Origin of the sequence: Mesorhizobium sp. NPDC059054 (genome assembly GCF_042739215.1) — a bacterium.
Taxonomy (GTDB): Bacteria; Pseudomonadota; Alphaproteobacteria; order Rhizobiales; family Rhizobiaceae; genus Mesorhizobium.
The window spans coordinates 85877-99709 of sequence record NZ_JBHYHV010000004.1 but is presented as its reverse complement, the minus strand read 5'-3'; the positions used below and the strand labels follow the sequence as shown (position 1 = coordinate 99709).

The window sequence follows — 13833 nt, the reverse complement described above, 5'->3', positions numbered from 1 at the left end:
TTATGAGCGCAGACACTCCAGCCCATGGCGATCGTCGCCTGGATCAGGGCTGGCGGATGGCGTTGACGCCTCCCGGAACCTGGGGTCCGCCGCCTTTGGATGCCGGGGCTTTCCCGGCTGTCGAGGCACCTGTGCCTGGCACTGTTGCAGGCGCATTGGAACGCGCCGGCCAGTTCGACCGCACGGCACCGCGGCCGCTGAACACATCGGATGCCTGGTATTTTCTCGATCTGGCGGAAGAGGCACCCGGCCCGGCCACGCTCCACTTCGATGGGCTGGCGACGATCGCGGAAATCTACTGGAATGGTGAGCTGGTAAAAACGTCCAGTTCGATGTTTGCCGGGCATGAGCTGGCTGTCACCTTGGCCGGGAACGACCGGCTGGCAATCTGCTTCCGGGCGCTTGCGCCACACCTCGACAAGCGTGGCCCGCGGGCGCGCTGGCGGCCGCAGATGATCACGCCGCCGGGGTTGCGGCTGGTGCGTACCACCGTGCTTGGCTACATGCCTGGCTGGTGCCCGGAAATCCATGCCGCCGGGCCCTATCGCCCGATCCGGCTGGCAAGGCCAGAGCGAATGCTTGCCCGTGACGTTCGCATCATGGCGACGCTGGACGAGGATGGAACCGGGCAACTCGCGGTGAGCTTTGCCGCGCCGGGATTGGCTGATCCGATCAAGATAGGCTGTGCCGGTCGCGAGATTGTGCTGTCCGGAAAGGATGGGCGCTTCGAGGGCCGTCTTTCGATTCCGGACGTTGCCGTCTGGTGGCCGCGCACGCACGGCACGCCAGCCCTGCACGATGTCGAGCTTCGGGTGGGTGACAAGCGCCACGTGCTGGGCCGGACTGGTTTCCGTCGCATTCGTGCCGACCGCGGGCACGATGGGCGGGATTTCGCGTTGATCGTGAATGGTGTGCGTGTCTTCTGCCGCGGAGCGGCCTGGACCAGTGCCGATATCGTCGACCTGCCGGGCGGGCGGGACCGCTATGCGCCGCTGCTCGAACTCGCCGCCGATGCGGGCATGAACATGCTCCGCGTCGGCGGAACCATGGTCTACGAGACGCCTGAATTCTTCGCGCTCTGCGATGAGCTCGGCATCATGGTCTGGCAGGATTTCATGTTCGCCAATTTCGACTATCCGATTGCCGATGCCGATTTCGCGGCAGTGGTGCGGATGGAAGCGGAACAGTTCCTGCACGGCATTTCAGCTTCACCATCGCTGGCGGTATTGTGTGGCGGCAGCGAGATAGCGCAGCAGGCGGCCATGCTTGGACTGCCGCCAACCTCATGGTCGGGCCCGCTGACGGACGAGTTGCTGCCCGGCATTGCCGCCGCGATCAGACCGGACGTGCCTTATGTTCCGAACAGTCCGAGCGGCGGGGCGATGCCGTTCTCGCCCAATGAGGGCGTGACCCACTATTACGGCGTCGGTGCCTATTGCCGGCCGCTGGAAGATGCCCGCCGCGCCGGTGTGCGTTTTGCCGCGGAGAGCCTGGCCTTCGCCAATGTGCCGGAGCAGGCCTTACTCGACAACGCCTTGCCTGTGCCGGCTGTGCACGACCCGCGCTGGAAAGCGCGCGTGCCACGCGACCGTGGCGCGTCATGGGATTTCGAGGACGTTCGCGAGCATTATCTGGCGCTGCTCCATAGCGGCGATCCGGTGCGACTGCGTCGCGAGGATCCTGTCCGGTATCTCGACCTGTCGCGCGCCGTGACGGGCGAAATCATGGAGGCGACCTTCGCCGAATGGCGGCGGCCGGGCTCCGCCTGCAACGGTGCGCTGGTCTGGACGTTCCAGGATCTGTTACCGGGGGCCGGTTGGGGCGTGGTCGATGCGACGGGCATGCCGAAGCCGGCCTGGTACGCGCTGAAGCGCGCCTTCCGTCCGATCCAGATCATGCTGACGGATGAAGGCACGAACGGTGTCGACGTGCATGTCGTCAACGATGCCGATGATGAACGCCATTTGATTGTCGAGCTTGCCTGCCTGCGCGACGGCATGCAGCCCGTGGTGCGTGGCGCACGGCCGGTCACCGTTCCTGCCCGTCAGGGTATCACCTTGCCGGCCACGGATCTGTTCGGTGCCTTTTTCGATACCGCCTATGCTTTCCGTTTCGGTCCCTCGGCGCACAATGTGACGGTCGCCCGGCTGAAGGACGCCGGCAATCAGAACCTTGTGGCGGAGGCGTTTCATTTTCCGCTCGGCCGAGCTGAAGCGTTGACTGAGGCTGTCGTCACGGCGGAGCTTTCCGAAGACGAGGGAGGCTGGTCGCTGGCGCTCTGCGTCGATCGTCTGGCTCAGTCGGTCCATATCGATGCGCCCGGTTTCCGCCCTTCGGACAACTGGTTCCATCTGGCACCGGGGGAAACGAAGGTCGTGCGGCTGGTTGCGCTTGGCAATGGCGGAAAGCCGAGTGGCGAAGTCAGCGCGTTGAATGCAAGGGCAACCGCACGGTTCTGACCAGGCTACTGCCCGGGTTCGCCTGCTTTCAGTGCCGCGGCCAGGATCTGCTCGCGCACGATCGCCTTGGCTGCCGGCGGAGAGATGTTGTGATCGGCGTCGGGAATGATCTCGACCGAGACATTGGCGTAGCGCTTCAGATTTTCGCCATTCCTGCCGAGATAGAAACGGAAGCGGTCGAGGCCGATATCGTTGGCGCTGTAGATCAGCGTCAGCGGCATGTGTCGTTCGGTGAGCCGCTTGAACGATGCGTAGGTTGCTTCCTTCAGGCGCGCATATTTCGATAGCGGCGCCAGCATGGCCGGCATCTTGCCAGCGAAATGGTTGGCGAGCTGCTTGGCGATGTTGGCCGTCGCATAACGTATGTTGACGCGGCCTGCGCGCAGGCGCCGCAACGTGTCGATGCTGACCATGCGCCGGCCGTAGTCCTCGAGCGAGCGGGCATTGTAGCGCAAGGCGTCGTCCACCACGTCGTCCTTGTCCCAGACAAAGGTGAAAGGATTGACGGCCACCGCCGCTTTGCAGCGTTCGTCCGCGACGGCGCTGCGGAAGGCGAGATAGGCGCCGCTGCAACGACCGGCGAGCATCGCCACGCCGAGCGCCAGCCCGTCAAGCAGGTCGATGGCGGCCATGACGTCGTCGATCTGATGATCGGTGTAGAGCACCTGCTCGGGCGCCCCGATGACAGGGGGGCTGTCCCCGACATTGGCCGCGTCGAAACGCAACGAGGCGACGCCTTTGGCGGCTAGGTAACGGGCGGTCTCGGTCGTCATCCGTGCCCAGCCGGCCAGCCGGTCATTGGCGGTGCCGAGATAGACCACCGTGGCGCCTCGCTTTTGACCGCGCGGCTGGCAGAGAATGCCGAAAAGGCGATCATCGGCGCCGAAGCGCAGCGGTGTCTCGACGAAACCGGGACCTTCCAGCCGCGCTGCAACCGGCACTTCCGGGGTCTGCACCTTTCTGCTTTCCGATCGCGCGGTCGCCTCAGAGACCCATTCAACGACCTGTCCGGTAACCTCGAGCGGTTGCTTGGCGATTGTGGGGTTGGAAACCAGGTCGTCGTAGCCGAGATAAGGCAGGCGGGTGACGTCCGCGCCCAGCGCCGCCAAATGTGCCGAGAGCGCGACGTCCTTGTCTCGCGCCGGCCGTTCCACCATCAACACCTGGCTGGCGGGCAGGGCGGGCAATGTCTCGATGTTGAGCGTCTTGACCTCGGCGGCGATCTCGTCGGGCATGATCAGGCCTGCAACGGCGACATGATCGGTGATGCGCTGGTCATCCCGAAGCCCCAGGCCTTCGTCCACCATCTTCGACCAGGCGGCCAACTCACGCAGATAGAACCGCCCGCTGACAACCGGCGCCATCAGGACGATCGCATCGACGACTTCGAGCCTTGGAGCCACGGTGGCGGCCAGCGTCGCTCCAAAGCCATGGCCGATCAGGACGAGCCGGGTTGCCCCGGAAAGGCGGCGCAATTCCGCGGCAGCGGCAAGTGCGGTGCTTTCCCAGATGGCGAGACCGTCCGCGAAGTCCGTCCGGTCGAGCGCATCGCCGGTGCCCGGATAGTCGAAGCGCAGGCTGGGAATGCCGCATGCCGCCAGGCGATCGGCAAGGTCGCGCCAGAGCTTGCGCGTACACATCTCTTCGAAGCCCCATGGGCTGAGGAAGAGCACCGCGCCGTCGCGAAGCTCGGAACCGGGTGCCGAATCCGCATAAAGTCCGACAGTATCCGAAAACGTGACCGGGCGCGCGGCTGCAACCTGTCTTTGTGCCTTGGACCCGAGCACCGCAGCCACATCGCCGGATGGGCGGGAAGCAGAATGAGCGGTCATTTCGAAGCCTGCGAGGCGGAAGGCAATGGGGCGATCAGGCCGAAGAGCAGGCGTGAAACGCGCCCGATGCCTGACGGGAGACGCGATTGCAAGCCATCGATCACGGTGGCGTCCTCTGGCGGTATTGCCGCCAGCAGGCGCAACACAAGAGCGTAGGCGAGCGCGCCAGCAGCGATGCCGGCGACTATGGCGGGCACGCCATGCATGACGCGCGTGACCATCAAGGCGACTATGCCGCAGGCAACGGCGGCAAGAGCCACCTTGATCACGACGACAATCAGCTTGCCTGCTCCGCTCTCCAGCTTGATATGGCTGACCAGAAGCGCGCTCATTGCCAGGAAGACGAGACCACGGACACTCGAGGCTCCGACGATGCCCCACAAAGGCACCGCAACCAGACAGCCAATCACCATGAGCACAGCGCCGATGCTGCTGATCACCAGGCGGTCCTTCACCTTGTCCTTGGAATAGAGGTACTGGGTGGTGAGCTGAATGAAGACATAGGCTGGTGAGCCGATGGCGAGGATGGCGACCACCGCGCCAGCCGGTTCGAAGGCGGCGCCGAAGACTGTGACGACCAGAGGCGATGCGACCGCGGCAAGGCCGAAGCAGAGCGGAAAGGTGATGTAGGAGAAGGACCGCACGACGGCCGCGAACAGGTCAGTGGCTGCCGCGCCTTCGTTGGCTTCATGCCGCTCGGCATAAAACGGGATCAGGCTGCCGGTCAGTTGCACGGGAAGCTGCAGGGCGAGATTGGCCAGAGACAGCGCGACCGCATAATAGCCGACGTCCTGCGAGTCGCGAAAATGCTGCAGGAAAACCAGCTCCGGCCTGGTGAGGAACACGGCGGTGATGACGAATTCGAAGAACAGCAGCAGCGAGGTCGCGGCAAGCGCACGCGCACTGTGGCCGGCCTTGTTGCGCCGTGTCGACAGGATGCCCAGCGTGTAGAGGAAGAAAACGGACTGGCCCGCTATATAGCCGAGCAGCGCGCCCTCGGTACCGGCCATCAGCGCGCCGACCAGGACTATGCCGAGTTGCAGCGCCGATGTGATGGCGGTGAAGATAAAGAACGTGCCGAGCCGCTTTTCGCCGATCAGATAGTTCTTGGTGAAGGAACCGATCGACTGAATGAACAGCAACACGGCGGTCAGCGCCGCGACACTGGCCGTGCTGTCGGTCCACGCTATGCCGCCGCCCTTCCAGCAGAACAGGGCGTACAGCGCGGTGAGCAATGTCGTGGCGACGAAGACGGGCAAAGCCAGATAGGCGGCAAAGCCACGCCGCTCTTGCGCATCGGCCCCCTTCGTTTTCAATTGCGGCAAAAGCCTCAGAAGCAGGATGCCGGTGCCGAGTTCCGCCACCAGCGAGCCGGTGGCTGCCACCCACAGCGCGAAGGCGACAGTGCCGTTGGCGGCAGGGCCGAGCAAGCGTGCAACGATGACGGAGCAAGCGAAGCCGGTGATCAAGAGCAGCATGCCTGCCGCCGCATTGATCAGCGAATTCGACATGATGCTTCTGCTCAAATGGTCCCCCGCAACCATGGTGCGCCGCACACCGATCCTAGCCTCACCTTAGACGGAAAGGGATTCGCGCGCACCTTAAACGGCCTCAGGAAGCCGAAGCGCCGTGAGCGGCAGGACCCGGCGCGGTGCGCCAGCTGACCCAGCGGCCAACGAAGATGTTCCAGGAGCGGCGTGCCATGCCAGGTTTGCCGGAAAGCGCATAGATGACGATGCCGGCCAAGGGGCGCAGCAGCCGGGGCAGGTAGTCGCTGAAACGAAAACCGTGCTTGCGCATGACATAGCCGAGGCCTGTGGAATAGACGCGTATCTTGGCGACCGCCGCGGCTGTGGTCTGGTCAGAGCGATCCTCCGGATGATGGCCGGTAAGGGCAGGATCATACCACCCCTTTCGTCCGGCGGACAAAAGCTTCAGCGCCAGGTCCTGGATCTCATAGGCACCCCAGGGTGTGCCGGAACCGGGGCCGATGGCGACGTCGAAGCCGCCTGCGGCATCGAAGTCCGACTTTTTCACCACCAGCATCCATTCAATCAGTGTCGTCCAGATCGTCGCGCGCTCGATCGGCATCGCCTCGGCGGCGAAATCGCCCATGATGGTCTGACCTTGCGTATCGGTGGCGCGACCGCTGTAGAAATCAGCCGGATGAGTTTTCTTGAGAGCGTCGATGCGCGCGAGGAAATCCGCGGGATACCAGCAGTCATCGTCCGGAAAGACCAGCCAATGACCACGGGCCTGCGCTGCACCGAGATTGCGTGCGCGGCAGACCCCCTTCCTGTCGGTATGCAGGTGAATGATGGTGATCGACCCCGCGAAGCCGGCCAGAACCGGCGCCAGCCGATCGTCGGGGTTCTGATCGACGATGATCAACTCGAAGTCATTGCGGCCTTGAGCCGCCAGCGAGCGCAGCAGCCCATCCAACTCGTGCGAACGGCCGAGTGTGGCGACGACCATGGAGGTCTCGATTTCCGGACCATTCCGGGACATGCTTGCCCTGTCTGCAGCGAGATTGCGGATGCGGGCCCGATCCCGTCCAAAATACGGGTCTACCCTGACTTCGACGCGTTAAATTGCCGTGAAAACCAGCCGGTAAAGGCCGCATTGTTTCATTGGCTTCACGATGGCGCGCGGCGGAGCAGCCTGCCGGCGAGCGCGATCACCGCGACGCCGATGAGACCAGCTACGGCTTTGATGAGCATGTCTTCGATCCGCCCATGCCGACCGGGATCGATCAATTGAAGCGATTCCAGAACAGCGGCTATGCCCACGACGAAGAAGGCCACGCGCATCACATGCCGCGGGAAACTCAGCGAAAGCGCTGCACCCAGCAACAGATAGGCCGCCGCGCGCTCGAAATTGGGATCGCCGACATGCGGCCTCAACCCAATCGGCGAAAGGGTGGCGAAGACGATCAAAGCCAGAAGGAAGATCGACGCGAGGCGTGAAACAAGAATCATTGCGCGTAATTAGTGCCGGATTCTGGCGGTTTGAAGCACGCCTTTTGTCGCTGCTCAAGGGATGCTATTGGTGAAGAGAATTTTTACCTATTGGGTGGTAGGCGAAGGTTCAAGCGGCCAATTTAGGGGTTTTTTAACCATAAATTGGAAGAGTCGAGATACGCCAATTTGCACGCGGCAGTTCGCGTCGAGGCAAAATGGGGGTTAGGTCGTGCCGCCTGCCCAGGCTCAGGCATTACGACTTTTATCTCGGGGCACCATGGACATAGATATCTTTCAACTGCCTGGGGTTCTCAAACGCCGCTGGCACTATGTCGTGCTGACGGCGCTCCTGTGTTTGGGACTTGCGGTGGTCTTTCTGGCCACACAGAAATCCTATTATCGCTCCACGGCCGAAATCCTGCTGGATCCCAGTCGCGGCGGCGCGTCCGGTGGCAATCCAGGCGAGGCGCAGGTAAGCACGCAGCAGACGGTCGGCAGTCAGATCTATGTGCTGCAGTCGCGCGAGATGCTGCGTGACGTCGTCAGAAACCTCAAATTGACCGATGACCCCTACCTCGCCGCCAGCGGTGGCGGATTGCGCCAGCGCCTGTTCGGCGGTGGCTCGCCGGCGGCGAGCGGCGATCGCACGGATGCCGTTGTCGACGCACTGGCCAAAAACCTCAGTGTCGAGCAGGCCGGAGATTCCCTGGTGCTCTCGATCACCATGAAGCACCGCGACAGCGAAATGGCCGCCAAGATCGCCAACGCGGTCGCTGAAACCTATCTCAACAGTTCGGATCAATCGCAGACCGATGCGGAACAGCGGGCCAACACAGCCCTGCAGGCGCAGACGGAGACGCTGCGCCGGCGCCTGCTCGACGCCCTGGCCGAAGCCGAGAAATTCCGAACCGAGAACGGTCTGATCACGGCCGGCCAGCAGGGTCTGATGACGGACCAGCAACTTGCAGGCCTCAACCAGCAACTGCTTACGGCGCGGCAAGCGGCCGAGCAACAGAAAGCCATCGCCGACCAGGCCAATCAGCTCAATATCTCCAATGTCGAGACCGGGGCCATTGCCGAAGCGCTGCAGTCGCCGATATTGATCGACTTGCGCAGCCGCTACGCGCAATTGCTCGACAAACAGGCTGAGGTCGCTACCAGTCTGGGCGCGGAGCATCCGCAAATGCGCGCCGTGCATTCGCAGATCGCCTCCATGCGCACGTCGATCGAGAACGAACTCGATCGCATCCGCAAGACCGCGCAAGCCAATGCCGATCGAGCAAGAGCCAATCTCAATTCATTGCAGACGCGTTTCGATGCGCTGGCTGAAATGAACAGCGAGAAAGGCGAGGCCCGTATCAAGCTGGCGCAGCTGGAGAACGAGGCCGCCTCGATCAATGCTGTATACCAATCGTTCCTGACGCGTTCGGAAGACCTCGTCAGCCGGCAGAACATCGGCAAGGGATCCTCGCGCATCATTTCCACCGCCATTGCCTCTCCACGGCCGGTCCAGGCGCCGAAAGGCCTGGTGCTGATCGCTGCCTTGCTTTTCGGCACTGCGGCTGGATCCGTTCTGGCGGTATTGCGCGATGCGATCAGCGGCGCGGTTCGTTCGGAGCGCGAGCTGGTCGCGACGACCGGTGTTCCGGTACTGCGGACCGTCGCGCGTCTTGTGGACAGCGGCAAGCCGGGATGGCGCCAGCGATTGACGCGGGTCTTCAGATTGCGGCGCGCGGGCGATCCGCCAATCGAGCTGGAAGGCCAGCAGATACCGGAAATGGGGCTCGCCCGGGTCAATCACCTGATAGGGCTTCGCCGCTCCGACGGCCTGCCGACCGTCGTGGTGGTCGCAGCAGCTGATCCGACAATGGTCAGCGAGCACGCCGCACCGGGGATTGCCCGTCAGCTCTACGGTCTCGGCGAAGACGTCTATCTATTCAACGGCACGTTGCGTTCCGAAACGAGGGTTCGGCGGCCAAATGGTCATAGCGAACACGCCGGTCGGCATCCCTTGAAGGATGCGCTGCTCTACGAGCGCGTCGGCGACAACGCGAAGCGTTCCAGTGCTTTGCTTTCCCTGGCCTCGGATCTTGAGCATTCCGGCAAGGTATCTGCTTTCTTTGTGGTCGACGCCTGTGGCACCGAAGCTCAGGAACTGTTGCCGGTGCTGCTCAAATTTGCAGACGGTATCATCCTGCAGTCCGAGATCGGTTCGACGCACAAGAATGATCTGGCGCTGTTGATCAACGAGATCGAGCCGTGGCGCGAAAAGCTGATCGGCAACATCGTGGTCGGAAAGCCGCATGATCGCTGAGGCTGGATCGTGAGCGCGGCAACCGCGGCCGCGCGAGGCTGGGGCGGGGAATTGCCGCGCACGGCTTCGACAAGACCAGCTGCAGCTGAGGCGGTGGCGCCTGGGTTGATCCGGCTCCTGGCGGTCGTGACGGTGATCGCGGCGCTGGTGTTCAACTTCTTCCTCTGCTTCGTGAATACGAGGGTCACGCACATCACCGACGGCTATGTGATGCTGTCCGAGATGATGATCGTCGGCACGGTGTTCATCGTCGCGTCGACAAGGCGCGCGCCGCTCTATCTGTTGCTTGGCTTGTTTGTCAGCTACATGCTGCTCATCTTCGCGCTGCGGGGCGGCCAGCTCAACCTGAAATCGGTGCGCGATATCCTGATTCCGATCGCCTTCTACTTCGCCGGCGCGCGCCTGCGCGATCCGCAGCTGGGCGACCGGCTGGTGCTGGCAAGCGGCTTCATCGTGATCGCCGCCGGGCTTTTCGAATACCTCGCGGTCGACACCTACATCTCCTATTTCAACGTCATCGGTTATTATCTGGCTCGCGGCACGGTCACCGCGGACCAGTTGTTCGGCGCCACGCAGGGATTGTTCATTTCCGGCACACGCCCGGAACCGCGCACCATCCTGCCTTTCCTTGGCCAGCACCGCGTCTCCTCGGTCTTCCTCGAACCGGTGTCGATGGGCAATTTCGCTGTCATCGTCTATGCGTGGACACTCTATCGCGGCCGCGCATTCAAAGGCTTCTGGCTGGGGTTGGTGATCGCTCTCACCGTCATCGTGCTCGCAGACGCGCGTTTCGGCCTCTACAGCTGTGTCCTCATCACAGTGGTCTACCCTTTCTACAACCTCGTGCCGAGGCTCGCCTGGACCATCCTGCCATTTCTCCTGCTGGCGGTTCTGGCGACCTATGGCATCATGACCGGTACCGGCGGCGGGGCGAACGATCTCGCCGGCCGGTTCATGGTGACCGCGCATATCCTGACCCAGCTTCCGGCTGCAGTGGTGCTCGGCACCGAGCAGACCACGCAGTTCACGGCCGATTCCGGTCTCGCCTACTCGCTGACCGCGTTCGGCATCTTCGGCTTCGTGGCGCTGTGGGCGATCCTTGTCCATGCACCGTCCGCTGAAGCGCGCGCCTGGCGGTTTCATTGCATGGTGATGGTCTATCTGCTGCTTCTGATGCTGATCAGCGACTCGTTCTATTCGATCAAGACCGCCGCGCTGTTGTGGTTCCTGCTTGGTACCTCGAATGCCTACAGGACACCTGCCGCGGATAAGCCGAGTGCAGGCGTGACACCGGCCCGCCAGTCCGTGCTGGCGCGGTAGCAAGGCTTTCCCGGTCAGCCCTTCTTCTCAAGTGCGGGGCAGGCACCCTTGCGGGCCGGTAGCGTTCCCGCAGCCTCCAATGCCTGCAACTGCGGCCGATCGCCTTTTTTTGTCGGCTGGATGTTCATGTCTTCGCTTTCCGGCCACCAATCGCCACCGGCCCAGTAGGTCCAGCCGGTCCACGTGTCCGGATTCTTGTCGACGAAATCGGCCATGGCGGCGATGCCGTCCGTGCAGACTTTGTTGGGGGCGCCACCGAATTCGCCAAGGAAGCCGCGTTTGCCGTTTTTCTGCAGCCAGCCGGTGACATCCTTGAGCGCGGTCACGGCATCATCGGCCCGTTCGCACGTCTTGTGCGTGCCGGAGAAGTTGCTGTCGAGATACTGATGCACTTCGTAGGCATAGTTGTTGGCCGAATCCTCGACACCCAGCATGACGGTGCCGTTTGCCGCTTCAGGATCATCGCTCAGCCAACTGTGGGCGCCTGTCCAATTGGTGCCTGGCACCAGGATCAGGTTGCCGGCGCCGGCTTGCCGGATCGCTGAAATCGCGGCATTGGCGGCAGCGAGCCATTGCGCAGCGGCGACATCGTGCGGTTCGTTCATCAAACCGAACTGGATTGACGGGTCGTTGCGGTATTGGCTGGCCAAGCGCTTCCACAAATCGGCAAAGGCGGCATTGGGCACGGCATCCGAGCCGATCAACTCGCTGCGATAACGAGCGTAGTTATGCACGTCGAGGATGACGGTCATGCCCGCCCCCTTGAGCCTCGCCACCGTATCGGTCAGCCGCGTGTGCTCGGCCTGATCGAAAGGTTCGTTGAGGGTCGGCTGCAGGCGCTCCCACAGGAAGGGCAGGCGCACGGCATTGAAGCTCTTCCCGGCGAAATAGCTGATCGTGGCGTCGCTGGGGTAGATAAAGTCCTTGCCGTAGGCACCAGGAGGCTCTCCGAATTCCGCACCGGCCAGGTTGACGCCTCTCAAGCAGTCCGCGAACGCCGCGTTCGATGCCAGGATCGTGGATGCGATCAAGGTGATCAAGGTTTTCGGGAGGCGGGAACGGGCCATATGCGATGTCCTAGCCTGCTTCCGAGGTGACTGTCATGGCCGCAGCCGGTGCGCGTGCGCCCAGCACCTCGCGATAGACCGCGAGATAGCGTTCGGCGACGTGGTCCCAGGAATAGCCGTCCGCTGTCCGCATGGCAGCGTTGCGGTAGCCGGCCGTATCTGCTGCAAGCGCGTCGAATGCCGTTTCGATTGCCATGGCCGTGGCATCGCTGTCGGCGAAATCGCTGAGGCGGATTTCGGGATGTTTCGAGGCCAGATCGCTATAGGCGGTGTTGGTGTTGAGCAATGGCATGAGAGCAGCACTCAGCGCCTCCACGGCGACGAGGCCGAAGCCCTCATAATCCGAAGCCGAGGCAAAGAGCGAGCATTTGCCGAGAACGCCCCGGATTTCTTCGTTGGAAAGGCCGATATGCATGGCGACATGATCGCCCAGATGACGTTCGGCAATCATGCGTTCAACATCGGCCACACTCTGGTCGCCCGGCACGCCGACGATATCGAGATGCCAGTGCCCGGATCTCGAAACCAGCGCCCGGGTCGCGTCGAGCAGATTGTCCAGCCGCTTGTTGACCGAGAAACGGCCGAGCGTGACCATGTGGCGCACCGCTTGACGCGAACCGGAATCGGCGAATTTCCGCGTGTCGACACCGTTGTCGATCTGGACGACACGGCTGCCGGCAATGGCTTGAAAGGTCCGCGTATCCTGCGCGCTGCAACCGATCAAACGCCGATAGGCGAGGGCGGAAAGCCGCGTCGCGGTGTTGAACCATATCGTCTTCAAGCCGGCGTATTTTTCGGTGTGGAAGAAGCCGCCATGGGTGGTGGCGATCATCGGTCTGCCGTGAAAGAGCTGCGCCCAGGCCAGGGCATCGAAGAAGAAATCGATGGCGTGCACATGAACAATGTCGGCGTCGCCGATATGCCGAAAAACCTGCGGCGCGACCGGATAACGCGTGCTACCGGAGAACGGAATACGCACCACCTCAACCCCGTTGATGATTTCTTTCGAGGGCAAGGTTTCATCGAGTGCGGTAAAACGCCGGTCGAGTGTCACGACACGAACGCGGTAGCCCTGTCGCAGGAGCTGGCCGGCCAGGTTGGCGACGACTTCCTCGAGCCCGCCCCGGTTGGGCAGATACTGTCGCACCACCTGCACGGCAAGCGGCGCGCTGCGGTCGGAAGTCGGGTTGGCGGACGTCACAGGCATAAGGGCTCTCGGCTGCGGTGGCAGGCTCTGGTCAAGAGCATTTCCGTTTCTACGGAAACGCGGAACCGCTCCAACTCTTTGTTTTTACGCAATTCCGGATGGAAAACCGCTGCGCACTTTTCCTGGAATTGCTCTAGCGGATATCACAAAGGCCGTTGAGAGGCTAAGGCCGGGTTAATCGATACGAGTTCGGCTGTTCTGGGGGAGGCAAAAAACACAGCTTGGTGAATCAGGTCGCAAGCTGCTGGTCGCATGGAGGAAATTGGCGCGCTGGCGCCGATATCCGCCCACCTATTTGCAGGTCACATGCACTCGCCCGTCAGCCTGCCGGGCTTCGCCGCAAGCAATCGGTGCCGAGGCCTGGGGAGCGGGCTGGGCATTGAGCCGGGATGCCGATGCCGGGCGAGCGGGCAGACGCTGTTTCCGGCGCTGGGACATTGGTCTGCGTGGTGCCGGGGGTTCCGCCATCGGGCCGACAGGGAAGACCTCTGCGCCGCTTTCGACAGGTGGCGTCTGCACGGAAGGTTCGTTACGCAACCAGGCGCGCCGCATGTCCATGGATGGGGGGATGACTACCGTTCCGTCATCGGTGCGCGCGCAACCGCCCACCGCCATCGGCAGGCAGAGTATCATTCCCAGAATATATGGCCGCATCCGCATCATTCCGGGGATTT

At 62.7% G+C, this 13833-nt stretch carries 9 protein-coding genes; 3 read left to right on the top strand and 6 right to left on the bottom strand.

Translation table 11 applies throughout. From position 1 onward, the window contains the following. Nucleotides 1–2 precede the first annotated feature (2 nt). The gene (locus ACFWXH_RS17655; protein WP_379122401.1) at nucleotides 3–2459 is read left to right on the top strand and encodes a glycoside hydrolase family 2 protein; all 2457 of its coding nucleotides are present in this window, start codon (nucleotides 3–5) and stop codon (nucleotides 2457–2459) included. A gap of 5 nt (nucleotides 2460–2464) precedes the next feature. On the opposite strand, the gene ACFWXH_RS17650 is transcribed toward ACFWXH_RS17655, so the two are convergent. The 4 genes from ACFWXH_RS17650 to ACFWXH_RS17635 form a co-directional block, all read right to left on the bottom strand. Then, nucleotides 2465–4291: an alpha/beta hydrolase gene (locus ACFWXH_RS17650; protein ID WP_379122399.1), complete on the bottom strand. Its 1827-nt coding sequence runs from the start codon at nucleotides 4289–4291 to the stop codon at nucleotides 2465–2467. Further along, nucleotides 4288–5802: a lipopolysaccharide biosynthesis protein gene (locus tag ACFWXH_RS17645; protein WP_379122397.1), complete on the bottom strand. Its 1515-nt coding sequence runs from the start codon at nucleotides 5800–5802 to the stop codon at nucleotides 4288–4290. The genes ACFWXH_RS17650 and ACFWXH_RS17645 overlap by 4 nt, the downstream gene beginning before the upstream one ends. 100 nt (nucleotides 5803–5902) lie before the next feature. Next, a complete protein-coding gene (locus tag ACFWXH_RS17640; RefSeq protein ID WP_379122395.1) occupies nucleotides 5903–6799 on the bottom strand; it encodes a glycosyltransferase family 2 protein in 897 nt (298 codons plus the stop codon). Nucleotides 6800–6927: 128 nt separating this feature from the next. Next, a complete protein-coding gene (locus ACFWXH_RS17635) occupies nucleotides 6928–7269 on the bottom strand; it encodes a VanZ family protein (RefSeq protein ID WP_379122393.1) in 342 nt (113 codons plus the stop codon). A gap of 259 nt (nucleotides 7270–7528) precedes the next feature. Between ACFWXH_RS17635 and ACFWXH_RS17630 the strand changes: the two genes are divergently transcribed. Continuing rightward, nucleotides 7529–9565, top strand: a complete 2037-nt coding sequence (locus tag ACFWXH_RS17630; RefSeq protein ID WP_379122391.1) for a GumC family protein — start codon at nucleotides 7529–7531, stop codon at nucleotides 9563–9565. Nucleotides 9566–9574: 9 nt separating this feature from the next. After that, nucleotides 9575–10885 (top strand): UDP-phosphate alpha N-acetylglucosaminyltransferase, encoded by a 1311-nt coding sequence (locus ACFWXH_RS17625; RefSeq protein WP_379122389.1) that lies wholly within the window; start codon nucleotides 9575–9577, stop codon nucleotides 10883–10885. A 14-nt stretch (nucleotides 10886–10899) separates the two neighbouring features. Here the strand turns inward: ACFWXH_RS17625 and ACFWXH_RS17620 are convergent, their stop codons facing one another. After that, complete coding sequence (locus tag ACFWXH_RS17620; RefSeq protein ID WP_379122387.1) at nucleotides 10900–11952, bottom strand: glycoside hydrolase family 5 protein; 1053 nt, start codon at nucleotides 11950–11952, stop codon at nucleotides 10900–10902. Nucleotides 11953–11962: 10 nt separating this feature from the next. Continuing rightward, on the bottom strand, nucleotides 11963–13159 hold the full coding sequence (locus ACFWXH_RS17615; protein ID WP_379122385.1) for a glycosyltransferase family 4 protein: 1197 nt from the start codon (nucleotides 13157–13159) through the stop codon (nucleotides 11963–11965). Nucleotides 13160–13833 lie beyond the last annotated feature (674 nt).

Bases quoted from the DNA above. Each gene is read 5' to 3' on its own strand.
- ACFWXH_RS17655 (WP_379122401.1), top strand. From the start codon at position 3: ATGAGCGCAGACACTCCAGCCCATGGCGATCGTCGCCTGGATCAGGGC.
- ACFWXH_RS17650 (WP_379122399.1), bottom strand. From the start codon at position 4,291: ATGACCGCTCATTCTGCTTCCCGCCCATCCGGCGATGTGGCTGCGGTG.
- ACFWXH_RS17645 (WP_379122397.1), bottom strand. From the start codon at position 5,802: ATGTCGAATTCGCTGATCAATGCGGCGGCAGGCATGCTGCTCTTGATC.
- ACFWXH_RS17640 (WP_379122395.1), bottom strand. From the start codon at position 6,799: ATGTCCCGGAATGGTCCGGAAATCGAGACCTCCATGGTCGTCGCCACA.
- ACFWXH_RS17635 (WP_379122393.1), bottom strand. From the start codon at position 7,269: ATGATTCTTGTTTCACGCCTCGCGTCGATCTTCCTTCTGGCTTTGATC.
- ACFWXH_RS17630 (WP_379122391.1), top strand. From the start codon at position 7,529: ATGGACATAGATATCTTTCAACTGCCTGGGGTTCTCAAACGCCGCTGG.
- ACFWXH_RS17620 (WP_379122387.1), bottom strand. From the start codon at position 11,952: ATGGCCCGTTCCCGCCTCCCGAAAACCTTGATCACCTTGATCGCATCC.
- ACFWXH_RS17615 (WP_379122385.1), bottom strand. From the start codon at position 13,159: ATGCCTGTGACGTCCGCCAACCCGACTTCCGACCGCAGCGCGCCGCTT.